At 56.6% G+C, this 23,598-nt stretch carries 23 protein-coding genes and 1 tRNA gene; 10 read left to right on the top strand and 14 right to left on the bottom strand.

All coding sequences use genetic code 11. The features are described 5' to 3' along the window. Positions 1 to 8: 8 nt before the first annotated feature. Positions 9 to 2,033, top strand: coding sequence for a capsular polysaccharide biosynthesis protein (locus ACG74X_RS00530; protein WP_411231941.1), 2,025 nt, complete (start codon positions 9 to 11; stop codon positions 2,031 to 2,033). On the opposite strand, the gene ribD is transcribed toward ACG74X_RS00530, so the two are convergent. The 3 genes from ribD to ACG74X_RS00545 form a co-directional block, all read right to left on the bottom strand. Further along, positions 2,009 to 3,121, bottom strand: a complete 1,113-nt coding sequence (ribD, locus tag ACG74X_RS00535) for a bifunctional diaminohydroxyphosphoribosylaminopyrimidine deaminase/5-amino-6-(5-phosphoribosylamino)uracil reductase RibD (RefSeq protein ID WP_411231942.1) — start codon at positions 3,119 to 3,121, stop codon at positions 2,009 to 2,011. The two genes, ACG74X_RS00530 and ribD, sit on opposite strands and share 25 nt — an antisense overlap. 9 nt (positions 3,122 to 3,130) lie before the next feature. Then, positions 3,131 to 3,610, bottom strand: coding sequence for a transcriptional regulator NrdR (nrdR, locus tag ACG74X_RS00540; protein WP_411231944.1), 480 nt, complete (start codon positions 3,608 to 3,610; stop codon positions 3,131 to 3,133). A 128-nt stretch (positions 3,611 to 3,738) separates the two neighbouring features. Continuing rightward, a complete protein-coding gene (locus ACG74X_RS00545; RefSeq protein ID WP_411231945.1) occupies positions 3,739 to 4,143 on the bottom strand; it encodes a secondary thiamine-phosphate synthase enzyme YjbQ in 405 nt (134 codons plus the stop codon). A 118-nt stretch (positions 4,144 to 4,261) separates the two neighbouring features. Between ACG74X_RS00545 and ACG74X_RS00550 the strand changes: the two genes are divergently transcribed. Together ACG74X_RS00550 and ACG74X_RS00555 are read left to right on the top strand one after the other, a co-directional pair. Continuing rightward, a complete protein-coding gene (locus ACG74X_RS00550) occupies positions 4,262 to 4,933 on the top strand; it encodes an SDR family oxidoreductase (protein ID WP_411232868.1) in 672 nt (223 codons plus the stop codon). A gap of 11 nt (positions 4,934 to 4,944) precedes the next feature. Then, positions 4,945 to 5,142: a hypothetical protein gene (locus ACG74X_RS00555; protein WP_411231947.1), complete on the top strand. Its 198-nt coding sequence runs from the start codon at positions 4,945 to 4,947 to the stop codon at positions 5,140 to 5,142. 31 nt (positions 5,143 to 5,173) lie between these two features. Here ACG74X_RS00555 and ACG74X_RS00560 read toward each other — a convergent pair whose 3' ends face one another. The 6 genes from ACG74X_RS00560 to ACG74X_RS00585 form a co-directional block, all read right to left on the bottom strand. Next, entirely contained in the window at positions 5,174 to 5,410 is a 237-nt protein-coding gene (locus ACG74X_RS00560; RefSeq protein ID WP_411231948.1) for an RND transporter, read from the bottom strand. Between the two features lie 27 nt (positions 5,411 to 5,437). Further along, positions 5,438 to 5,713: an HlyU family transcriptional regulator gene (locus ACG74X_RS00565; protein WP_411231950.1), complete on the bottom strand. Its 276-nt coding sequence runs from the start codon at positions 5,711 to 5,713 to the stop codon at positions 5,438 to 5,440. Then, entirely contained in the window at positions 5,713 to 7,698 is a 1,986-nt protein-coding gene (gene rpoD, locus ACG74X_RS00570) for an RNA polymerase sigma factor RpoD (protein WP_411231951.1), read from the bottom strand. The genes ACG74X_RS00565 and rpoD overlap by 1 nt, the downstream gene beginning before the upstream one ends. A 112-nt stretch (positions 7,699 to 7,810) precedes the next feature. Beyond that, complete coding sequence (gene dnaG / locus ACG74X_RS00575; RefSeq protein ID WP_411231952.1) at positions 7,811 to 9,757, bottom strand: DNA primase; 1,947 nt, start codon at positions 9,755 to 9,757, stop codon at positions 7,811 to 7,813. A gap of 76 nt (positions 9,758 to 9,833) precedes the next feature. After that, positions 9,834 to 10,136 (bottom strand): hypothetical protein, encoded by a 303-nt coding sequence (locus ACG74X_RS00580; RefSeq protein ID WP_411231953.1) that lies wholly within the window; start codon positions 10,134 to 10,136, stop codon positions 9,834 to 9,836. A gap of 68 nt (positions 10,137 to 10,204) precedes the next feature. Beyond that, the gene (locus ACG74X_RS00585) at positions 10,205 to 11,641 is read right to left on the bottom strand and encodes a Glu/Leu/Phe/Val family dehydrogenase (RefSeq protein WP_411231954.1); all 1,437 of its coding nucleotides are present in this window, start codon (positions 11,639 to 11,641) and stop codon (positions 10,205 to 10,207) included. A 299-nt stretch (positions 11,642 to 11,940) separates the two neighbouring features. Between ACG74X_RS00585 and ACG74X_RS00590 the strand changes: the two genes are divergently transcribed. From ACG74X_RS00590 to ACG74X_RS00600, 3 genes are read left to right on the top strand one after another with little or no spacing between them, the layout of a single operon-like run. Beyond that, complete coding sequence (locus ACG74X_RS00590) at positions 11,941 to 13,605, top strand: pilus assembly protein TadG-related protein (RefSeq protein WP_411231956.1); 1,665 nt, start codon at positions 11,941 to 11,943, stop codon at positions 13,603 to 13,605. An 8-nt stretch (positions 13,606 to 13,613) separates the two neighbouring features. Then, entirely contained in the window at positions 13,614 to 14,144 is a 531-nt protein-coding gene (locus ACG74X_RS00595; RefSeq protein ID WP_411231958.1) for a TadE/TadG family type IV pilus assembly protein, read from the top strand. Continuing rightward, the gene (locus tag ACG74X_RS00600) at positions 14,141 to 14,758 is read left to right on the top strand and encodes a TadE/TadG family type IV pilus assembly protein (RefSeq protein WP_411231959.1); all 618 of its coding nucleotides are present in this window, start codon (positions 14,141 to 14,143) and stop codon (positions 14,756 to 14,758) included. Before ACG74X_RS00595 ends, ACG74X_RS00600 begins: the two co-directional genes overlap by 4 nt. Here ACG74X_RS00600 and ACG74X_RS00605 read toward each other — a convergent pair. From ACG74X_RS00605 to ACG74X_RS00615, 3 genes are all read right to left on the bottom strand, one after another. After that, positions 14,755 to 15,228 carry a hypothetical protein gene (locus tag ACG74X_RS00605; RefSeq protein WP_411231961.1) on the bottom strand — a complete coding sequence of 158 codons (474 nt, stop codon included), beginning with the start codon at positions 15,226 to 15,228 and terminating at the stop codon, positions 14,755 to 14,757. The two genes, ACG74X_RS00600 and ACG74X_RS00605, sit on opposite strands and share 4 nt — an antisense overlap. A gap of 130 nt (positions 15,229 to 15,358) precedes the next feature. Continuing rightward, positions 15,359 to 17,158 carry an ABC transporter transmembrane domain-containing protein gene (locus ACG74X_RS00610; RefSeq protein ID WP_411231962.1) on the bottom strand — a complete coding sequence of 600 codons (1,800 nt, stop codon included), beginning with the start codon at positions 17,156 to 17,158 and terminating at the stop codon, positions 15,359 to 15,361. A gap of 132 nt (positions 17,159 to 17,290) precedes the next feature. Beyond that, positions 17,291 to 17,364, bottom strand: a tRNA-Gly gene (locus tag ACG74X_RS00615). Between the two features lie 281 nt (positions 17,365 to 17,645). Here ACG74X_RS00615 and ACG74X_RS00620 point away from each other — a divergent pair. Beyond that, positions 17,646 to 18,314, top strand: coding sequence for a L,D-transpeptidase family protein (locus ACG74X_RS00620; RefSeq protein WP_411231963.1), 669 nt, complete (start codon positions 17,646 to 17,648; stop codon positions 18,312 to 18,314). A gap of 49 nt (positions 18,315 to 18,363) precedes the next feature. On the opposite strand, the gene ACG74X_RS00625 is transcribed toward ACG74X_RS00620, so the two are convergent. Continuing rightward, positions 18,364 to 18,645, bottom strand: a complete 282-nt coding sequence (locus ACG74X_RS00625; RefSeq protein ID WP_411231965.1) for a hypothetical protein — start codon at positions 18,643 to 18,645, stop codon at positions 18,364 to 18,366. Positions 18,646 to 18,870: 225 nt separating this feature from the next. Next, positions 18,871 to 20,238, bottom strand: coding sequence for an aspartate aminotransferase family protein (locus tag ACG74X_RS00630; protein WP_411231966.1), 1,368 nt, complete (start codon positions 20,236 to 20,238; stop codon positions 18,871 to 18,873). Positions 20,239 to 20,361: 123 nt separating this feature from the next. Between ACG74X_RS00630 and ACG74X_RS00635 the strand changes: the two genes are divergently transcribed. The 3 genes from ACG74X_RS00635 to ACG74X_RS00645 all read left to right on the top strand — a co-directional run bounded on the left by ACG74X_RS00635 (position 20,362) and on the right by ACG74X_RS00645 (position 23,551). Then, a complete protein-coding gene (locus tag ACG74X_RS00635; protein WP_411231967.1) occupies positions 20,362 to 21,039 on the top strand; it encodes a GntR family transcriptional regulator in 678 nt (225 codons plus the stop codon). A 148-nt stretch (positions 21,040 to 21,187) separates the two neighbouring features. Further along, complete coding sequence (locus tag ACG74X_RS00640; RefSeq protein ID WP_411231969.1) at positions 21,188 to 21,952, top strand: class II aldolase/adducin family protein; 765 nt, start codon at positions 21,188 to 21,190, stop codon at positions 21,950 to 21,952. A 42-nt stretch (positions 21,953 to 21,994) separates the two neighbouring features. After that, positions 21,995 to 23,551, top strand: a complete 1,557-nt coding sequence (locus ACG74X_RS00645; protein ID WP_411231970.1) for an ABC transporter substrate-binding protein — start codon at positions 21,995 to 21,997, stop codon at positions 23,549 to 23,551. Positions 23,552 to 23,598: the final 47 nt, after the last annotated feature.

A 23,598-nucleotide genomic window follows, 5' to 3' on the forward strand; every position in this document is an offset into this window, starting at 1 on the left:
GCAAAAGCGTGCCACACGCGCCCAACCCTTCAAACGCCGGGGCCGGACCGCCCCGGCGTTTACGTGTCTACAACACCGGGTTTCTGACGCAGAGCAGGATCAAACGTATCCTGCACCTTTGCGGCTGGGATGTGTCTGTCGGACGCCCCAGGGACACGGACTGGGTTGGCGTTTGGGGGGACGCCCCAAGCGCGCAGCGCGGACTGTCTGTTGCACAGGATCGGGATGTATCAGTCCTGCGGGTCGAGGACGGGTTTCTGCGCTCCCTGCATCCGGGACGGATTGCAAAAGAACCGCCGCTTGGCCTGCTTCTGGACCGCACCGGCATTCACTTTGATGCCAGCCGTCCCTCGGATCTTGAAACACTGTTACAACAGGCACCGCTGGACGACACGTCACTTTTGGACAAGGCACGCGATTTAAGTGTGCAAATTCGCCAGAAAAAATTGTCGAAATACAGCGCTTACGATCCCGAGCTTGATTTGCCAGAACCGGGATATGTGCTTGTTGTCGATCAGGCAGAGGGTGATGCATCAGTGCGCGCCTCGGTGCCCGGAGACGAAACCGCGCGCGCCCGGTTTGCAGAAATGCTCTATTATGCGCAAACCGAACATCCCGGCGCGCAGATCCTGATCAAGTCACATCCCGAAACGCAGTCAGGCAAACGTGGAGGGCATTTCACCGATTCGCATGTGTCTGACAGGATTTCGTTTATCGACGGGCCTTTTGCGCCTTATGATCTTTTGGATGGGGCCATCGCGGTATACACGGTTTCATCGCATATGGGGTTTGAGGCGATCCTGGCCGGACACAGACCACGGGTTTTTGGCACTCCGTTTTATGCCGGTTGGGGCCTAAGTGAAGATGAGCACCATTTCGTCCGACGCCAGCGCAGCCTGACGCGGGCACAGCTTTTTGCCGGTGCCATGATACAGTTTCCAGTCTGGTATGACCCCTATCACGATAGACTGTGTGATCTGCAGAGGGTGATTGATACTCTGGATGCCCATCAAAGGGCGTGGCTGCAAGACTGTCACGGGTGGACCGGACAGAATATCAGCATGTGGAAACGGCCCCACATGCAAGCGTTCTTTGGGCAGCACAGACCGATGAAATTCGGCACAGACACTCAGGACGGGGCACGGCGTGCGATGGTCTGGGGGGCGTCGCAAGACGCGGATGTCTGGAGCGTTGAAGACGGGTTTCTTCGGTCCAACGGGCTTGGCGCGCAATTGGTGCCGCCTGTGTCACTCGCCTTGGATGATCTGGGCATCTATTATGACCCCACACGTCCATCGCGACTGGAAAAGCTGATTGCGCAAAGCGCCCAACTTTCTGACGCAGAGCGCGCGCGGGCCCGCGCTTTGATCGACAGGATTGTCGATCAGGGCATCACCAAATACGCAACTGCAACCACACCCGGCCGATTGCTTGATCAGGATAACCGCCCGATCATTCTTGTTCCCGGTCAGGTCGAGGATGATGCCTCTATCCGCATGGGAAGCCCCGAGATCAAAACCAACGCGGCACTACTAGAACGTGTTCGCGATGAAAATCCGAACGCGTGTATTGCCTACAAGCCGCATCCCGATGTTGTCGCGGGCTTGCGCCCTGGTGACGTGGACACTGCGGACAGCTGGGCGGATATCGTGCTGCCGGACAGCCCCATGGCTGGCCTGCTGTCTCAGGTTGATGCGGTCTGGACGCTGACGTCCTTGACCGGGTTCGAAGCCCTGCTGCGCGGGGTTCCGGTCACGACACTTGGCATTCCGTTTTATGCGGGGTGGGAGCTGACAACGGATCTGTGCCCCATGCCAAAGCGACGTGAGCGTCCCGTCACCATTGAAGCTTTGGTGCATGCCGCCTTGATCCTTTATCCGCGGTATCATGATCCCGTAACCAACGCGCCCTGCCCGGTTGAAATTGCGTTGGATCGGCTGTCGACAGGCAAGATACGTCAACCAAGGCGGTTGCGTTTATTGGCCAAGGCGCAGGGGCTTTGGGCGACTTATTCCACGCCAGGACGGCGCTGACGCGACCAGCTTTGCACGACATCCTCGCCAATTTGGCAAACCGAGGTCAGCGCAAACCGTGGTGCGTCCGCCAGTCTGCTCAGGCCCAAAGCACCCAAAGCGGGCCGCCCCTCGGCACCGATAACGATCCCGCCGGAATGAAGCTCCAGACGGTCGACGATATCGGCAGCAAGCAAACTGGCAGCCAGATCGCCGCCGCCTTCGCAAAAGACCCGCGTCATCCCTTCGGTCCCCAAGGCCAAAGCCAGTTTCGCAATGTCCAGACGCTGTCCCTTGGTCGAAACCGGAATAAGTTTCGCGCCCAAATCCCGCCATTGCGATTGCAGTTCGTGCGGCGCATCGTCTGCATGACACAGCCAAAGCGGCGCGTCTGACAAAGTGTCCACCAACTTGCTGGTTTGGGGAATGTCCAGGCCACGCGACACAACGATGCGCACGGGTTGCTGTGGCACATGCACGCCACGCACGGTCAATAGCGGATCATCCGACCGCGCCGTCCCTGCGCCCACCATCACCGCGTCATGGCAGGCGCGCAGCGTGTGAACATAAGCGCGCGTCTGGGCACCGGTGATCCACTGGCTGTCACCCGTGGCTGTGGCAATGCGCCCGTCCAGACTGGTTGCAAGTTTCAGCGTGATCAAAGGCCGCCCGGTTTCAACCCGCTGAAAGAACCCGGCGTGATCAAGCGCGGCTGCCTCTTTTCCGACACCGGTTGTCACCTCGATCCCGGCGGCGCGCAGTTTGAAGAACCCTTTGCCAGACACGCGCGGATCGCTGTCGGAAAAGGGGGCGACAACACGCGTCACCCCGGCAGCGATCAACGCATCCGAACAGGGCGGCGTCTGGCCCTGATGGGCACAAGGCTCAAGCGTCACATAGGCTGTCGCGCCAGCCGCCGCTGATCCGGCCTGCGCCAATGCCTGGGTTTCGGCATGGGGCCGCCCGCCGGGTTGCGTCCATCCTTCGCCGACGATCGTAGTGTCGCGCACCAGAACGCATCCCACCGCAGGGTTGGGCCAGGTATTGCCCATCCCCCTGCGCCCCAGATCCAAGGCCCGGTCCATGTAGAACGCGTCATCCCGCTGCATGGGGGTCGATCACTCTTCGGGTTTGGATTTGTCTTTTTCGATCGGCCGCAATTCACTGACGAATTTGTCAAAGTCGTCTGCTTCCTGAAAGTTCTTATACACGCTGGCAAAGCGCACATAGGCGACGGTGTCGATCCGCGCGAGGGTCTCCATCACGATCTCGCCGATTTGCTTGGACGCGATGTCGGTTTCCCCCAGGCTTTCCAAGCGGCGCACGATTCCTGAAATCATCTGGTCGATCCGTTCCGGATCAATCGGACGTTTCTGCATCGCCATGCGAATAGAGCGTTCCAGTTTGTCACGGTCAAAATCTTCGCGCCGTCCATTTGATTTGATCACCACCAGATCACGCAACTGAACGCGTTCATACGTGGTGAAACGGCCTCCGCAGGCCGGGCAAAACCGTCTGCGCCGGATGGCAACATGGTCTTCTGCCGGACGGCTGTCTTTCACCTGAGAGTCAATATTTCCGCAAAACGGGCAGCGCATTGGCCGTCCCCCTCTTTTTTCGTCTCTGCCTCAATCTGTGGGTTTTCCCCACTTATCCACAGTCACTATAGGTCAGGCCCGAAGTTTTGGGTAGAGGTGAATTCACACCGCAATCAGTGGTGGGGCCGTCATGCCAAATGCGCAACAACCTTGCGTGTGTGGGCGGCATTCCGGTGTTCGAACACATAAATCCCCTGCCATGTGCCAAGCGCCATGGTTCCGTTGACGACCGGAATGGACAGGCTGACCGGAAGCATGGACGCCTTGATATGCGCAGGCATGTCATCCGGGCCTTCATAGGTATGCGTCAGATAGGACATCGTCGGGTCGGTTGTTGGTGGCGCAAGCCGATGGAAATATTCGGTCAGATCTGTGCGCACCTCGGGATCGGCGTTTTCCTGGATCAAGAGACTGGCGGACGTGTGTTGAATGAACAACGTCAAAAGTCCGGTTCCCTGCACCCACGCAGCAACCTCTGACGTGAATTCGTAAAGGCCTGGTCCAGTTGTGTGAATGTGAAAGGTGGTCTGCACCGCTGCTATCCTTGGTGTGAGACAAGTTTCTGACGCCATCCTGAGCGTCGCGGCACCCCAGTGCAACCAATCCGGTGCCGATGCGTTGGGTTGGCAGAACAAACAAGAGGTCTGGCATATGTCCAAGACGATTTTCATTACCGGTGCCTCAACCGGCATCGGAGAAGCCACGGCTCGCGCGGCGGTCAACGCGGGGTGGAATGTGGGGCTGTTTGCGCGATCCGAAGACAAGTTAAAGGCGCTTGCCGACGAATTCGGCGACACCGCGCTGGCCCTGCCCGGTGACGCGACGGATCTTGCGTCTCAGACGCAGGCGCTCAAGGCGTTGGCCGACGCGTTCGGGGCCATCGACGCTGCCTATGCGAATGCTGGAACAGGATTAAGCGCATCGGGTACTCAGGCCGGTGATCCCGATGAATGGGAGCAGATGATCCGCCTTAACATCATGGGCTTGTTATGGACGACAAAGGCCGCGATGCCATATCTGAAGGAGACCAAAGGCCACCTTCTGATGACAGGCTCTGCCGCCGGGCGGGTTCATATCAAAGGTTCCGTCTACGGTGCGTCCAAGTGGTTCGTCCACGGTTATGGTGGAAACATCGCCGAGGAAATGCGGGCGTTCGGTGGCCGATGCACGGTGATCGCGCCCGGCATGGTCGACACGCCGTTTTTCGATGAAGGAAAACCGGACAAGCTCCAACCCGAAGATGTGGCCCGCTCGGTGCTTTTCGCGCTCGACGCGGAAGCGCGTGCCAGCATTCAGGAAGTGTTCCTGATGCCAACCCATTAAGGAGGCAAGATATGACAACTGAGGAAAATGATCCCAAAACCGGGCCGGGTTCAACATCGGACCCCAATCAGGCCGACCGCACAGGCGACCCCAGACCGGACAAGTTCAAGGACGTACCGGATCAGCCCAAAGGGCCCAAGCAGACAAATCCCGACCCGCAAACCGGACCGGGCACGACCAGTGATCCCAATCAGGCGGACCGGACTTGAAGCATTCCCCTGCCCTTTTGGCGGGGATTTTTTACGAGCTGGGTGACCCGTTTCCTACCAAACCCTTGAGGAGTAAAAGCACCCATGGTGCGCCGTGAAAAAGCAAGTCGAAGATATCGACGAGACGGCCCAGCTGACCGGTGAAGAGCATCTTCAACTTTTCCCAGACATGCGGTTCCGGGGCAAAGGGTGCCAGACCAAGCGTTGCGCAAAGGATAAGCAAAATGGACCACGGCAAGCGGTTCAGCATCACGCGCAGAGATATCATGGCGGGGCCGAACAGGCAGTCGGGCGTTCACCCAAAGATCGTTTCGCCCTGCTGATCAATCAGCATTTTGGCTTTTGCCAAAGACGCCTTGACCGCGTCTTCATGGCTTTGGAGTGTGTCAGCGCGCATCATCTGATGGGTCTTTACAGTGCCATCAATGTCTTTCTCGATCCGCGCCGCAATGCGCCACGTTCCACCATCTTTCACCGGATCAGCGTAAATCGTGAACCCGTTGTGCACTTCGGCGGGGGCAGACGGGGCCGCACCGCCGCCGCCACCAAAGAGTTTCTTGAGAAACGACATTACTGATCCAAAAAGCTGCGCAGCTTGCGCGACCGGCTTGGGTGTTTGAGCTTGCGCAGCGCCTTGGCCTCGATCTGGCGGATACGTTCGCGCGTCACGCTGAACTGCTGGCCCACTTCCTCCAGCGTGTGATCGGTGTTCATGCCGATGCCAAAGCGCATCCGCAACACGCGTTCCTCGCGCGGGGTAAGAGAGGACAGAACCCGTGTCGTGGTTTCCTTGAGGTTGTCCTGAATGGCCGCATCCAAAGGCAGAACCGCATTCTTGTCTTCGATGAAATCACCAAGCTGGCTGTCTTCCTCATCACCAATTGGCGTCTCAAGAGATATCGGCTCTTTGGCGATTTTCATCACCTTGCGCACCTTTTCCAAAGGCATTTGCAGCTTTTCTGCCAATTCCTCGGGGGTCGGTTCGCGACCGATTTCGTGAAGCATCTGGCGACCGGTCCGGACCAGCTTGTTGATCGTCTCGATCATATGCACCGGAATACGGATCGTGCGCGCCTGATCCGCGATGGAACGGGTGATCGCCTGACGAATCCACCATGTCGCGTAGGTGGAAAATTTGTAACCACGGCGATATTCAAACTTATCAACCGCTTTCATCAAACCGATATTGCCCTCTTGAATCAGGTCCAGGAACTGCAATCCGCGATTGGTATATTTCTTCGCGATCGAAATGACCAAACGCAGGTTGGCTTCGACCATCTCCTTTTTGGCCTGCCGGGCTTCTTTTTCACCCTTTTGGACCTGTGCCACGATGCGGCGGAATTCCGAGATATCGAGGCCAACATATTGACCGACCTGCGCCATATCCGAACGCAGCTCTTCTGCCTTGGGCAAAGAGCGTTCGATGAACATCTGCCAGCCACGGCCGGACTTTTCGGACATCTCCTCAAGCCAGTTCGGGTCAAGTTCGCGGCCACGATAGGCATCGATGAATTCACGGCGGTTTATACGGGCCTGATCGGCCAGTTTCACCATCGCGCTATCAATCGACATGATCCGTTTGTTGATACCGTAAAGCTGATCAATCAGCGCTTCGATCCGGTTGTTGTGCAGGTGAAGTTCATTCACCAGTTCCACGATCTCGGACCGGAGTTTCTGATACCGCTCTTCGTCACCGGTGCTGAACGACCCATCCTCATTCAGCGTTGCTGAAATCCGATTGTCCTGCATGCTCGACAGTTCTTCATAGTCCTGAGCGATGCGGTCCAATGTCTCAAGTACGCGAGGCTTGAGCGCGGCTTCCATCGCCGCCAGGGACATATTGGCCTGTTCGTCTTCGTCATCATCATCATCGCTGACAATCGGGTTGCCATCGGCATCCAGTTCTGGCGTGTCGTCCGATTTTTTCTCGGCCGTGGGGGCCTCGGCACCGGTGACGACCGGTTCGTCGCCTTCGCCGTCTTCACCCATCTGGTTGCCAAAGGTGGTCTCAAGGTCGATGACATCGCGCAAGAGAATGTCTTCGCTGAGCAGTTCTTCGCGCCAGATCGTGATCGCCTGAAAGGTCAGCGGGCTTTCGCACAGCCCGGCAATCATTGTGTTGCGACCGGCCTCGATCCGCTTGGCAATCGCGATCTCGCCCTCGCGCGACAGCAATTCCACACTGCCCATTTCGCGCAGGTACATGCGCACCGGATCATCCGTGCGGTCAAGTTTTTCGGACGTGCCAGAGGCAAGCGTGACTTCGCCCGGCTTGGCCGTTTGAACGAGGTCGGTTGTGCCCTTGTCCTCTTCCTCGGCCTCTTCGTCTTCTTCAGTGACCTGGATGCCCATTTCCGAGAGCATCGACATCACATCCTCGATCTGGTCAGAGCTGACCTGATCGGGCGGCAAGACCTCGTTCAGCTGGTCATATGTGATGTAACCCCGTTCTCGCGCTTCGGCGATCATCTTTTTAACGGCGGCTTGGCTCATGTCGAGGCTGACGTCTTCCTCGCGGTGTTCGGTCTTGGCGTCGTCGTTATCTTTGGCGGCCATGGATGCTCCTGTCGAGGCGGGGCGATTCGTTAGACCCGAATCATTAGCGCGAAATTGCGATTCGCACACCCGTTTACCTTTATTCGTTTACGCTTTCCTTAGCAAAACACAGCTAGTTACGAGGTTTCTCAAAGCGTATCGTTTCCATCAAAGCAGCAAAAGCGCTGCGTTCTTCGCGGCTGATTGGGGCGCCGTTCGGCCCGGTATCATATTCCGTCTTATCTTCGGCCTGGGCGCGATGCGCTTTTTGGCGGGCTTCGGCGGCCTGACTTAGCCGCCATGTTACTGTTTCGTCGGCCACACCGTTCAAGTCTTCCGACGCTTCGGCAATTTCGGCATCAAGCCCGCAATGAGCCTCCAGTTTGGCAAGTTCTTCAGCAATGGTCAGGCGCGCAAGATCGGCGTTCCCAGGGTTGCGCACGCAAGGCGTAATCGCCACATGGCGAGACTGGCACAGTTTTTCAAGGGCTCCAGCACCAAGTGCTGCATCGGCCGCTGCCTGCACATCGCCTGCCGATGCGTCAGCGTGTTGTAAAAGACACGATCTTAACACGGCATGGTCGGGATCAGCGCATGGCATCATTTCAAGCTGCGCTTCAAATTCGCGGATCACCTCGGGCGTTGCGATCAATGCCGCCAGAATAACAGCCTCGCGCAGGCGCAATTCGATGTCCTGACCGCCTGCGACCAAGAGCGAAGACCGGGTGTTTTGCGTTGGATGGTGTTGGGGGCCGCTTTGCGCACGGCGGTTCTTACCTTGTCCAACGGCAGAGCGGCCCCGAAACAACTCCCAGCGCAGGCGCTTGATTTCCTCGCCATAGTGACTGCGCAGCGACGGGTCCTGAATGGTCCTGATGCGTTCGCGCAGGGTTTTGTCCAAGGCCGCTTTCCGTTCGGGGCTGTCAAAAACCCGGCCTTCGGTTTCCCGCCGCCATAGAAGATGGACCATCGGTTGTGCGGCGTCGATCAAAACCCGCATAGCCTCGCGGCCTTCTGATCGGATCAGGTCGTCGGGATCTTTGCCTTCCGGCAGCAGAACAAAGCGCAGGGATTTGCCCGCCTCCAAAAGAGGCAAAGCCGTGTCAATCACGCGATACGCGGCCTTGAGTCCGGCCTTGTCGCCATCAAGAGCCATGATCGGTTCGTCGGTGATCCGCCAAAGCATCTGAAGCTGCGTTTCCGTCACCGCAGTGCCCAAAGGGGCGACAGCCGCGTCAAACCCACCCGAGGCCAGCGCAATGACATCCATATAGCCTTCGGCAACGATCAGCGGCTGCCCTTTGCCAGCCGCCTCTCTGGCGGGGCCCTGGTTGTAAAGTGTCCGGCTTTTGTCGAACAGCGGTGTTTCGGGGCTATTGAGGTATTTGGCGTTATCATCCGGGTCCATGGCGCGCCCGCCAAAGGCGATCGGGCGACCGCGTGGATCATTGATCGGAAACATGATCCTGTTGCGGAAGGTATCATACGGCTTGCCGCCCTTTTGTGACGGCTTGGCAAGACCCGCTTCCATGATCTGTTCGGGTGTGACCCCTTGCCCTGTCAATTGATCCCAAAGGTTTTGCCAGCCGGCAGGCGCAAAGCCCAACCCGAACCTGTCTTGAGTGGCCGCATCCAGGCCGCGCCGCTCCAGGTAGTCGCGCGCATGCGCCCCTGAACCGCTGCGCAGTTGCATCCGATAAAAGCGGACAGCCTGTTCCATCACGTCAATCAGTTTGGCGCGGTGATCGGACTTTTCCTGCGCCCGAGGATCGCGGGCTGGCATGGGCAGCCCCGCCTCCCCCGCCAGAATCTCAACCGCTTCCATAAAACTGACATTTTCGGTTTCACGCACGAAGGAAATCGCATCGCCTTTGGCATGGCAGCCAAAACAATAGTAATATCCCTTGCGGTCATCCACATGAAAGCTGGGGGATTTTTCCTGGTGAAACGGGCACGGAGCCCACATATCCCCCTTGGCCTGATTGGACTTGCGGGTGTCCCAAAGCACCTTGCGCCCGACAACCTGACTGAGGCTGGTGCGGGTGCGCAATTCGTCCAGAAATCCGGGTGGCAGGCTCATCCCAAGAATATCGGGTTTGCGCGCACGAGAGTCCAGTGCCTCGGACCGGTGACCAAGCCAGATGGGCGGTGATGTGTTACTGCGACAGACAAACCTGATAAAGCGCGTTGCTGACTTCGGGCGTCAATTGATCTTCCGGCAGGCTGTAAATCCATTCCACCATCGCGGGCACCGCAACTTCATAGTTTTTCGCATCCTCCGGCAATGCCTGGATCACACGCCGTTCCGCACGACGATCTGTCGATCCATTCTTGCGCTCGGTCATGATGTTGGTCGCAATTTGCCCCTGTTTGCGGCATTCGGCCTCTTTGTCCTGTGACAGTGCGGGGGCTGCAACGCTCACGGTCAGGGCTGTGGCCAGTAGAACCGGTCGGATCATGGTCGTCCTCTTTGATTGGGCAACGTCAGATTTTGAAATCTAGCGCAGCCCAATCAGGTTGTCATGTCTCAGAGGCCTTTTGCCCGGTAACTTGTCGCCACTTTGTCGATCGCAGCGATATAGGCAGCCGTGCGCAGATCGGTGACATCCTCGCGCCCATGCCAGACCTCTCGCATTGTTTGGTAGGCAATGCGCATGGTATCATCCAGACCAGAGCGCACCAATTCCAGCTCGTCCGCGCCGCGCAGATATTTGGTTTTGAAATCAGGTGCCAGAGACCATTTATCGCCCAGTTGATCGTCCAGACGTTCCAGTTCCCGGACAATAAGTTCATGACGCGCCTCTTCCTGGCGGCGTTGCATGCGGCCAAACCTTATGTGGCTCAGGTTCTTGACCCATTCAAAATATGAAACCGTCACACCGCCCGCATTCGCATACATATCCGGAATGATGACTGTCCCTTTTGCGCGCAGAATGTCGTCTGCGCCCGCCGTGATTGGCCCGTTGGCAGCTTCTATGATCAATGGAGCGTTGATGCGATTTGCATTGGACAGGTTGATGACACCTTCCAGGGCCGCAGGGATAAGGATGTCACATTCCGATTCCAGAACCGTCGCCCCTTCGGCGGTATGCGCCGCATCCGGAAACCCGGTGACACCTCCATGCTTGACGATCCACTCGTGAACCGCATCAACATCAAGACCGGCCTCGTTAAACAGAGCGCCGTCCCGTTCAATGATCCCGATAATCTTGCACCCGTCCTGGGCTCTTAGAAATGACGCGGCGTGGTATCCGACATTTCCCAGCCCCTGCACCACAACTTTTTTGCCATCCAGCGTTCCGGACAACCCGGCTGCCTTGACGTCTTCGGGATGCCGGAAGAATTCCCGCAATGCGAATTGGATACCGCGACCCGTTGCTTCGACACGCCCCGAGATCCCCCCGGCGTTCAACGGTTTGCCGGTCACGCAGGCCCGGGCGTTGATATCCGTAGTGTTCATGCGGGCGTACTGATCCGCGATCCATGCCATTTCACGTTCGCTTGTTCCCATGTCCGGCGCAGGGACGTTTTGCGCGGGATGGATGAGATCGCGCTTGGCAAGCTCATAGGCAAATCGCCGGGTGATCAGCTCCATCTCGCGTTCGTCATATTCGCGCGGATCAATGCACAATCCGCCCTTGGAACCGCCGAACGGCGCTTCAACCAGCGCGCATTTATACGTCATCAGCGCTGCAAGCGCTTCGACCTCGTCCTGGTTTACCGACGGCGCAAAGCGGATGCCGCCCTTGACCGGTTCCATATGTTCGGAATGAACCGAGCGATAGCCCGTAAACGTTTTGATCTGCCCGCGCAGACGCACGCCAAAGCGCACGGTGTAGGTCGCGTTACAGACGCGGATTTTCTCTTCCAGGCCGGGCGACAGATCCATCAGCGCCACCGCGCGATTGAACATCAGGTCTACGGATTCACGAAATGTCGGTTCATTCGATGGTATTACGGTCATCAGTCCCTCTTGCATTTTTGGCGAGCTTTGCCCGTCATGTCACGCAAGCCTAGGACAGCATGGTTAATAATGCATGCCTTTTGCAGGGCAATTTCTGCGGATAAATCGCTCGGGTCATCCCTAATTGTTGCAAATGGCGCGCCAATAGCCTGAAATTGCCGGGAATTACTCAGCTATTTCAATACACTCCTCATTTATTCCACAATTCGCGCCCCATTCTTGCCGCCTTCTGCCTTCACTTCTTCCAAAATCTAAGTGGGGTGTAAGTCCGTCCTGAAAAGGCGGGAAAGAGGTAACTAATGATCGGATTAAGCAACCTTCTGCCAAGGGTGCCGGTCGGGAAACGGAAGAAATCTGCGTTACGGTCCAGTGTGGCCGGAACACTCAGCCGCTTCGCCCGGGAAACTGACGGCAACATGTCGATATTGGCAATCGCCGGTTCGATGGTCATGCTGGTTTTTGGCGGTGTCGGAATTGATATGATCTATTCCGAAGTGCAACGAACCAAGTTGCAAAACACCCTCGACCGCGCAGTTCTTGCTGCGGCGAACCTGGATCAGGAATTGGATCCGGAAATCGTCGTGACAGAGTATTTTGATGCCATGAACATGGCTGACGCCTTGTCGAGCGTTAACGTTGACCAAGGTCTAAGCCACCGCATCGTGAAAGCAGAAGCGGAACGCGATGTCGGAGCAAACTTTTTGCAGATGCTTGGCGTCGACACGCTTCATACCGCCGGAGCAGCGACTGCCGAAGAGCGAATCGCGAATGTTGAAATCTCGATGGTGCTCGATATTTCCGGCTCTATGGGCGGCAACAACAAGATCGGAAACCTGCGCAATGCGGCAACCGAATTTGTTGATACCGTCATCAAGGAAGACGATTCCGGCCTGACCACAATTAATGTCGTGCCCTATAATGCGACGGTTAATCTTGGGTCGACCGTGGCGTCTTACTATAACCTCGACGATTCGCATGATTATTCAAATTGCGCAGTATTTCCAAACTCGGCGTTCAACACGACGGTGCATAACCCGTCGACCGAATTGGAACGACTTGCTCATTTCGATTTGTGGTCCACAAGCACAAGCAGCACGCCGGCCTTCCGTTCCTGGTGCGCCGATGACGACTACGGTGCTATAATGGTCCACAGTTCGGATGAGACTGCGCTGACAACTCATATCAACTCTCTGGGGGCCGGCGGCAACACGGCCATCGACCTTGGGATGAAATGGGGCGTTTCGCTGCTTGATCCCTCGGCGCGTTCGGTTGTGTCGGATATGATTGCCGATGAACTTATTGTTCCGGAGGCAAGTGGACGTCCCGCAGCATACACAGCCGAAGACGCCATCAAGATCATCGTGCTGATGACCGACGGTCAAAATACGACCCAGTACGACCTGAAGGACAAGTACAAAACCGGCATGTCCGATTTGTGGATTGATGATCGTGGCACCAGCTCTCGCTCTGACGACCGCTTTTCCTTGCGCGTCCGCGATTGGAACGGGACCAGCAACGATATCTGGTTCTGGGAACGCTACAAAAACAATAGCTGGAATTCGCGCTATCGCAACCAACCGGATGGCGGAAGCAATGCGCGCCGGATGACGAATACCGAAGTGTTCGCACGCTGGGGCACACGTGGATACGCGCGGAAGTTCTTTATCAGGCCGTATAACGACAACTTCGTCAGCTATAATCAGTATTACGACGTGTACTACGCCTATCAGGCAACTGTCGGTGGAAATGCGGCCGATGCGCGTCTCTCCAATGTCTGTGAGGCAGCCCGCGAGCAGGATATCACAATCTTTGCAATCGGTTTTGAAGCACCAACACGTGGTCAAAATGCGATGCGTGACTGTGCATCTTCACCAGCGCATTACTTCGCTGTGGAAGGTCTCGAGATCAGCGATGCATTCCAACAGATTGCGCGGACCATCAACCAACTGAGGCTGACACAATGACCCCTTTCATGAAATCAAAATTGCGCGCGTTTCTGCGCGACGAGAAGGGCGCGGTGCATACCATCGAGTTTGTCCTCTGGGTCCCTCTCTTCCTCATCCTGATCATTGCGACCATCGAAATGGGAGCTATGACCATGCGGCACACACAACTTGAGCGTTCTCTTGACGCGACAGTCCGGGCCGTTCGACTTGGAACCAACGAAAATCTGACCCACGCGGCGCTGAAAACCAATATTTGTGAAAATGCGACATTGCTGGCTGATTGTGAACAGACGTTGCAGCTTGAGATGATACCGCTGGATCTTCGGAACTGGTCCAGCCCGCCGGGAAATGCAGACTGCGTGGACACTGCCCGTGACGTGAACCCGCTTCGCCAATTCGAAGCAGGACAAGACAATGAACTGATGTATCTGCGTGCGTGCTACAAGTACCGGCCAATTGCGCCGACAGGTATGCTCGCGGGATCGTTTTACACCGACGACGAGGGTCTCACAAAGATTGTGTCCTTCTCGGCCTTTGTACAGGAGCCGTCATTGTGATTACGCATATCAAAAACGCCCTGCGCCGTTTTTCGCGCAGCACGGATGGCAGTACCAGCGTTGAAGCGGTCATTGTCTATCCGGCCCTGGCTGTCATCTTTGCTGCCTCCTGGGTCTACTTCGACGTGATGCGGCAGCAAAGCATCAGCATTAAAGCAAACTACACCATCGGCGACATTATTTCGCGTGAAACAGAAATGCTTGACGATGCGTATATTTCAAATGCCCGTGAGCTTCTGTTCCATCTGACCAAAGGCCAGGGTGAAGATGTCGATTTGCGTGTCACAGTGGTGCAGTATAACGCAAGCGGAAATGAGCTTGATGTTATCTGGTCCGAAGCGCGCGGCGACTGGTCTGTGCTGTCAAACGGCGATCTGAGCATATATGCAGAACGAATTCCGCAGATGGCCGATGCAGATCAGCTTATCCTGGTGGAAACCCGCGATGCCTATGAGCCGACATTCAACGTCGCTGGCATTGGCCCGTTCGACATCGAAACCTACTCGTTCACCCGACCACGATTTGCGTCTCAGGTGATCTTTGAAGGCGTTAATGACGGTTCGAACTTCAACGGTTCCGAAGGCCCAGAAGAAACTCCGGAAACGCCATCCTAAGTTTCTTTGGATATCATCACCGCAATGATATCGGCCATTGGTCTGGTCTGACCCCCAGGGGTCACACCACCAACCGCAACCCGGCGTCCCAGACGCCACCAAAGGCCCGGCTGCCACGCGCGTGGTGCCGGGTCTTTCAGTTTGAGCATGAACCCATTTGAAGGTTTAATCGCCAACATACCGCGATTGACGGACACAACATCCGCGATCTGCGCCAGAACATTTCCATCGCTGTCCACAAGCGCCGTTTCTGTCAGGTACAGCTTGCGCAATGTCGCCTGTTGCAGCCGATGTGCAAACCACAGAGACAACAGCCCCAAGGCGACCAGAAAAACCTGCCAGCCCATATTCTGTGGCGGTTGTACGAATGCGATGTAGACCAGCAAACCACCCAGGGCCAAAAGCATGATCACGCCAAGCCACCGTCTTGGCCCTGTTGGATCGACAACTGCAATGATGTCTTCGCTCATGGCTCACTCCCACCGTGTCGGCATGCCGGATACCCCATTCGTGCCAGCAATGCGAGACACCACGCAAAACCACGCGGTCCTGCTCGCTGACAAGTCAGCCCAAACCTTGCCCGGTGGTCGGAACAGTGGGCTACTCGGCAGCCATTCCGTCGGTGAATTGAAGACGTGCAAGGCGGGCGTATAGCCCATCCTCGGAAACCAGAGCATCATGCGCCCCCGTCGCGACAATGCGCCCCTGATCCATCACCACAATGCGGTCCGCCTTTTTTACGGTCGCCAGACGATGCGCAACGATCACTGTTGTGCGTCCTTCCGAAAGCTCGTCCACCGCGCGCTGAACGGCACGTTCGCTTTCTGCATCCAATGCGCTGGTCGCTTCGTCAAGCAACAGGATCGGCGCGTCCCGCAGGATTGCACGGGCGATGGCAATGCGCTGTTTTTGGCCTCCGGACAACATCACGCCACGCTCACCCAGATAGCTGTCATAGCCATCGGGCAATCTGGAGATGAAGTCATGCGCTGCTGCAGCCTTTGCGGCGGCCTCGATTTCGGCATCCGTCGCATCCGGACGTCCAAAACGGATGTTATCCCGGGCCGATGCGGCAAAGATCACCGGATCTTGCGGAACAAGGGCGATGTGTTTTCTGAACGCATCGCGGTTCATGGCGTCAATGCGCGTTCCATCAATGCAGACCGAACCGGAATCTGGATCGTAAAATCGCTGGATCAGCTGGATAATGGTGGTCTTACCCGCCCCGCTTGGCCCGACAACGGCCACTGTCTCGCCCGGGGCTATGTTCAAGGACACACCATCCAAAGCGGCAATATCGGGCCGACTGGGATAGGCGAAATGCACGTCATCAAACGTAATCTCTCCGCGCACTGGATCTGGCAGGACAACCGCCAATTCGGGGTCATTCACCGTGTCCTGCGTGTTCAACAGTTCGACCAATCGTTCTGTTGCACCAGCCGCCCGCTGCAATTCCCCGAAAATTTCCGACAACGCGGCAACCGCCCCCGCCACCATAACCGAATAGATCACAAACTGAACCAGAGCACCGACGCTCATCATATCATTGCGAACGTCCGTTGCACCGATCCAGAGAACGCCGACAATCCCTGTGAACACAAGAAAGATCACAATTGCGGTCATCTGGGCGCGGGTCCAGATGCGCCGCCGCGCGGCATCAAAGCTTTTCTCGGTCACGTCCGAAAACGCATTTCGCGAGATGTCTTCATGTGTAAACGCCTGCACCGTCTGGACAGAGAGCAACGCCTCTGACGCGTTCCCGGAGGACGCGGCAATCCAATCCTGGTTTTCCCGACTGAGTTTGCGCATCTTGCGGCCAAGCACGAGGATCGGCACCACAACCGCAGGCACAATCAGCAGAACCATCGCGGTCAATTTCGGTGATGTGAAAAGCATCAACACCATACCACCGATAAAGATCAGCACATTGCGCAACGCGATAGAGATGGATGAGCCGATAACACTAAGGATGAGCGTTGTGTCTGTCGTAATCCGGCTTAAGACCTCGCCAGTCATCACGCGTTCAAAAAAGGTGGGGCTTAGTCCGATCACCCTGTCGAACACGGCTTTGCGGATATCCGCAACGACCCGTTCGCCAAGCCGCGTCACCAGCGCGTAGCGCAGCGCGGTTCCGATGGCCAAAAGGGCAGCAATTCCCAAGGCCGCCGCAAAGTACTGATTGAGAAGGGCGTCTTCTTTGGTGTCAAAATTGTCCACCACCCGACGCACAGCCATCGGAAGGATCAACGACACCGCCGCTGTCGCGGACAGCGCAAACAATGCTGCGAACATCAGCTTGCGATAGGGTGCAACGAACGGCCAAAGTGCGGCCAAAGATCCCAATTTCTTTGACTTCGCCCGTTCTTCTTTCTTCACCGGGGCTGATTGTGTCTCGGCCATGCTCATCCTGTGATTTGATTGGCCGCTGTTAAACATTGGGCCACCCATAGGGGTCAAGTCGAACCCAACGCCAAGGCCGATTTGCCGCGCCGGGCTGTTGCAGGTCATATGCTGGATATTGGCAAGAAAGTCTGGAGCGGGCGGCGGGAATCGAACCCGCGTCATTAGCTTGGAAGGCTAAGGTCTTACCACTACACAACGCCCGCTCAACGGTATTCGACCTATGACATGGCGGTTCCGAGGTCAAGCATCTGGAGGCGGCGGTCGGAAAAAATTCTCTTGCCAGATTGGTTCGAAAGTTGGCGGCACATCGTCCTTTGCTGCGTCACATTTGGCGAGCGGGCCTGAAATTTGGTAAATCCTTGGTGAACATGGTTAAAAAACCTCGGTTTGTATTGGACGGGAACATGACACCGTGTTGCAAGTTGATTATGACAACACACGCTTTTACAAAAAAGCTATTTTATGCGCAGTAGGGGATACCAGCATGGCAGAGTTGACGAGACGGCACTTTATCGCGGGTGCAACACTTTTGTTTTCGGGCCCCATCGCACAAACCGCGCAGGCGGCCCCCGTTTCTCGGAGCGACATGTGGTCGACATGGGATTCGCAAGTTGTTCCCGCAGGTTATGATGCTGCAACGTCAAACCCATGGGGCTTTCACCCCCGATTTCTGCCGACCCGGGTCGAAGCCAATGACGGCCTGATACCGGGCGATATCCACGTCGATGCTGTGGCACGCTATCTTTATCATATCGAAGAGGGCGGCACGGCGATGCGCTATGGCGTGGCGATTGCACGGGGCAGACTGTATGAAGCAGGCACTTACACCATCAGGCGCAAGGCAAAATGGCCGATCTGGACGCCAACCGCCAATATGGTGCGGCGTGAACCGGAACGCTATGAGCAATACGCTGATGGTGTAGATGGCGGCCCGAACAATCCGCTGGGGTCACGCGCCTTTTATCTGTATGTCGGCAATCGCGATACGTATCTGCGCATCCACGGCACGCCAGAGCCCAGATCCATCGGCGGCAGAGCCAGCTCTGGTTGTGTGCGCATGGTTATGGCGCACATTATTGATCTGTACGATTCTGTGCAAACCGGCTCGACCGCAGTTCTGTATCCGGCTGAAGATTCTCTCGCCCGAAGCTAAGGCAAAAAGGTCCGCCATCTGGCGGACCTCATGCGCACATCCGCCCGGATCAGATTTCAGGCTGTCGCGCGCAGATTGGATTTCCACCAACAGTGCGCAAAGGCAGCCATGTTGTTTCCACCGGGCCGGTGTAGCGATACCAATAGCACCCATCTGCAGGGTCCAATCGTGCGGCCCCAAGGTTTTGATTGGGTGCCGCAATGGCCAGCACTTGCTCTGGCAATGGCGAGAAAGACATCGATTGTCCGGCAGATCCGGTTGATCCCGGCTGTGTTTCACAGCCCGCCAGCCCCATTATCAAGCCCAACGCGACAAGTCTGATCGTAGTCATATTTCTGTACCCAATACCGTGTTATTTTGAATAGCTTATACCGCAAAACACGGTCTTGCAGCCGGATAAAGCTGTTTTGCGAAAGACAGGCTTTGATGTATGCAAAACTGCAAAATACCGCAACGCTATTGCGTTTTCCTTAAAGTGATTTGTTCCCTAAAGCTCAATGCGCCGCGTTATACAGCCAGATTGGCGTATGTAAGCATCAAACCGATCAAGGGATGCCTAAACCGCCATCTCTGCTGCAAAACCTTCGAGGCTTTTTTCAACCACATTCAAAACGTCCGATATCTCTTTCGAGGTGATGATAAGTGGCGGGCAAAACGCCATGGCGTCCATCATATTCCGCGACACAAGACCGTTTTTGAGGAAATGCTTGTTCATCAACGCGCCCAACTGTCCGGGCTTGAAGTCATCCGCGCGACCATTTGGCGCGATGATTTCAAGCGCTGCAATCAGGCCGATCCCGCGCGCTTCGCCAACCAGCGGATGATCGACAAACTTGGCAAGACCCGCTTGCAATTCGGCCCCGCGCTCGGCTGCGTTGATGACCAAATCGCGCTCTTGAATGATTTTTAGGTTCTCCAACGCCACCGCTGCACCAACAGGATGCGCCCCGGCGGTGTACCCGTGGCCCAGAACGCCGATCCGCCCGGATTCGTCTGCGATCGGGGCATAGACATCCTCGGTCATCATGAAGGCCGAAAACGGGAAATAGGACGATGTGATCTGCTTGGACATGGTGATAATGTCGGGCTTTATGCCAAAGGTCTCAGACCCGAACATCCTGCCGGTTCGACCAAATCCGCAAATGACCTCGTCCGCGATCAGCAGGATATCATATTTCCCAAGCACCGCCTGTATTTTCTGCCAATAGGTGTTGGGCGGCACAACAACGCCGCCCGCCCCCATGACAGGTTCCGCAATAAAGGCGGCAATTGTATCTGGCCCTTCAGCCTGGATCATCGCGTCAAGATCTTCGGCGCAGCGGGTCGCGAACTCTTCTTCGCTCTCGCCCTCTTGCCCTTCACGCCAATAATGCGGGCAGGTGGTGTGCAGCACGCCATCAATCGGCAGGTCGAAGGATTTGTGATTATACGGCAACCCCGTCATCGAGGCCGATGCAATGGTCACGCCATGATAGCCGCGAATCCGCGAGATCACCTTTTTCTTTTCCGGCTTGCCCAGCGCGTTCGACCGGTACCAGATCATCTTGAGGATCGTGTCATTCGCCTCGGACCCGGAATTGGTAAAAAACACCTTGCTCATCGGAACGGGGGCCAGTTCGATCAGCTTTTCGGCAAGATCAATCGCGGGCCCATGTGACCGGTGGGCAAAGTTGTGGTAATATGGCAGCCTCTGCATCTGCGTTGTTGCCGCGTTGATAAGACGCTTTTCGTTAAACCCGACAGCAACCGACCACAGCCCCGCCATCCCCTCGATATAGCGGTTGCCTGCGGTGTCGAACACATACACGCCCTCGCCCCGATCCATGATCATCGGGCCTTGTTCCTCGTGAATGCGCGCATTCGTGTAGCCGTGGAAGTGATAAGCGATGTCGCGGGCTTCGTCGGAATTGGGGCGCAGGTCCATGGGGGCCTCTTTCACGAAAAGGAAGGGATCAGTCGCGAAAACGCTAATCGCATATGATCTGGTGTGGCAAGAGATTTTGATGCATCATACATCAAAATTTTCGTGTGAGAGGTCGCAGGTTCCGTGCAATCCATCGGACAAACCCCGCTTGGCCAACAGGTTTATGACCGCATCGCCAAGGCGCTTTTGACCGGGCAGATGCGCCCGAATGACAAGCTGACCATTCGCGGTCTGGCCGAACAACTGGGCGTGAGTTCGACCCCTGTTCGCGACGCGGTCAAGCAAATGACACATGACGAAGTGCTTGAGATGCGATCGTCGAAGGACGTGCGCGTGCCGGTGCTGACAGAACGCAGCTATCTTGAAATCCTTGATATCCGATTGTCTTTGGAAGGGCTGGCGGCAGAACGCGCGGCCGAACAGGCGACCCAGACACAGATCCGCGATTTACAACGTCTGCTTGACCGGAACGACAAAGCGCTTTCCCGGCGGCACTGGGGTCTGGCCACCGAAGGCAATCAAGAATTTCACCTTGCCCTGAGCACCATCGCCGGCATGCCACATTTACAGAAAATCCTCCGAGGGCTGTGGTTGCAGATGGGGCCGCTCATCGCCTGCTATTACGACACCGAACCTGCAGGGTTGAACCTGCACCACGCGCAGCTTTTGGATGCCATGTTACGGCGCGATCCGGATGCGGCGCGACAGGCCATGCAAGCTGATATCGCTTCGGCCAAAGCCGCGATGCTAACGCAAATCGCACAATTGCGCGCACAGCATTTTGACGGTGCCGCGGCCTGATGACGTCTGCGTCGCCGCTCACAAAAGAATGCCGTCGGCCGGTTTTGAAATTTTCTATTTCCTGCAAACCGGAACCGTTGTTAGGCTTTCCAGACGGTGCGCGACACAGGACCGCCAGATCGGTAAGGTTTCAGAGGGGTAAAAACGTATGAAACATGATTCAATCGACAGCGTTCCAACCCAGAGGTTACATCTGGCCGCCGCGTACAGGCTTGTCGCGCATTTCGGGCTGGATGATAGTATTTTCACGCATATTTCGGCCCGTGCGCCCAAAGACGAAGCAGAGCACGGGTTTCTCATCAACCCATTTGGGCTGCGGTTTGACGAAGTGACCGCGTCCAACCTCGTGGCGGTTGATCTGGATGGCAACATTATCCGCGATGACTACGGTCAAGGCATCAACGCCGCCGGTTTCACCATTCACAGCGCGGTGCATGCCGCCCGCCCCGACATTGATTGCGTGCTGCACACCCACACGGTTGCCGGTGTCGCCGTGGCGTCGATGCGCGACGGAATCTTGCCTCTGAACCAATGGTCGATGCAGTTTTACAATCGTGTCGCGTTTCACGATTACGAAGGCATCGCGCTTGATCTGGCAGAGCGCGAACGCCTTGTTGGCGATCTGGGCGACGCCAAGGTGATGATCCTGCGCAACCACGGGCTTTTGACCTGCGGCGGAACCGTGGGTGAGGCGTTTACCCTGATGTATAACCTCGAACGCACCTGCAAGGCGCAGGTTGCGCTGATGTCCTCGGGAGCAGAGTTGAACCACGTGTCCAATGACCTCGCCGAATTTACGGCGCAGCAATATGACGACGCCACCAAAGAGCGCGGCAATCCCGCCGTGCCCGACCCCGAGTGGGAGGCGTATCTGCGCCTTGCGCTCAAGCTCTATCCGGACCTGTCACAATAAGGCGGGCTGGATGTTTCACCTCCACCAACAGGGAGACCTTGTATGAAAGCCTTTAAGATCATGACAACAGTTGCCGCCATGACGCTGGCCTCGGCCCTTGCCGCCGAAGAGCCGGTTTCAGGCGGCACACTCAACGCTGTTATCCAGCCCGAACCCCCCGGTTTGATGCTTGGCCTGATCCAGAACGGCCCAACGCAGATGGTCGCCGGGCAGATCTACGAAAGTCTGTTGCGCTACGACACTGATCTTAACCCGATGCCGTCTCTCGCGCGGGAATGGGAGGTGTCTGAGGACGGGCTGACCTATACGTTCAAGCTGCATGAGAATGTCCTGTGGCATGATGGTGAGCCGTTCACCTCGGCTGATGTGGTGTTCTCGGTCGACACCTTTCTGCGCGAAACACATGCCCGCCTGAGGGCCTCCCTCGTGCATGTTGACAGTATCGAAGCGCCCGATGATCACACAGTTGTCTTTAACCTCAAACAACCCTTTGGACCGTTCCTTGGGATTTTTGAAACCGGCACCATGCCGATGATCCCCAAGCACATCTACGAAGGCACGGACTTTGCCAACAACCCGGCGAACAACACACCCATTGGCACCGGGCCTTTCAAGTTCCAGGAATGGGAGCGCGGCAGCTATATTCATCTGGTCAAGAACGAAGACTATTACATCGACGGCCTGCCCTACCTTGACGAAATCTACTATCAGGTGATCCCCGACGCCGCATCGCGCGCTGTCGCATTTGAAACGGGGCGGGTTGATCTGTTGCCCGGGGGATCGGTCGAAAACTTCGACATCCCGCGCCTGACGGCGATGGACAACGTTTGCACCACCAACGCCGGTTGGGAGTTCTTTGGCCCCCATTCTTGGATGTGGATGAACCTGCACGAAGGTCCGATGACCGACAAAAACCTGCGCAAGGCCGTGATGCATGCGCTGGACCGCGAATTTGCGCGGGATGCGCTTTGGAACGGCAACGGCAACCTTGCCACTGGTCCCGTCAGCTCGGTCACGCGCTTCCATGATGGAAACACGCCGGATATTTCCTATGACCCCGAAAAGGCAAAGGAGTTCCTTGCCCAGTCTGGCTATGACGGCGAAACCTTGCAAATCCTGCCCCTGCCCTATGGCGAGACATGGCAACGCTGGGCCGAAGCAACACGTCAGAACCTTGCCGAAGTCGGCATCAATTCCGAGATCGTCGCAACAGATGTGGCAGGCTGGAACCAACGCACAGGCGATTGGGATTTCGACCTCGCCTTCACCTACCTTTACCAGTACGGCGATCCGGCCCTCGGCGTGGCGCGAACCTATATTTCAAGCAACATCGCCAAGGGCAGCCCCTGGAACAACGTTGCGGGCTATGTGAACGAAGAGGTTGACGCACTGTTCGCAGAGGCGGCCATTCAAGCCTCGGACGAAAAGCGCCAGGAGCTGTATACGCAAGCCCAGAATATCATTGTCGAGGATGTTCCGCTTGCTTGGCTGCTCGAACTTGAGTTCCCGACGATCTACCGTTGCGACCTGAAGAACCCGGTCAGCACAGCAATTGGCGTAAATGACGGGCTGCGCGACGCGTGGCTGGTGCAGAACTGATCTGATCCTCGCCGTCGCGCCTTGAAAGATGCGGCGGCATTTCAACG

The sequence above is a fragment of the Marivita sp. S0852 genome, assembly GCF_046591575.1.
Classification (GTDB): Bacteria; Pseudomonadota; Alphaproteobacteria; order Rhodobacterales; family Rhodobacteraceae; genus Marivita.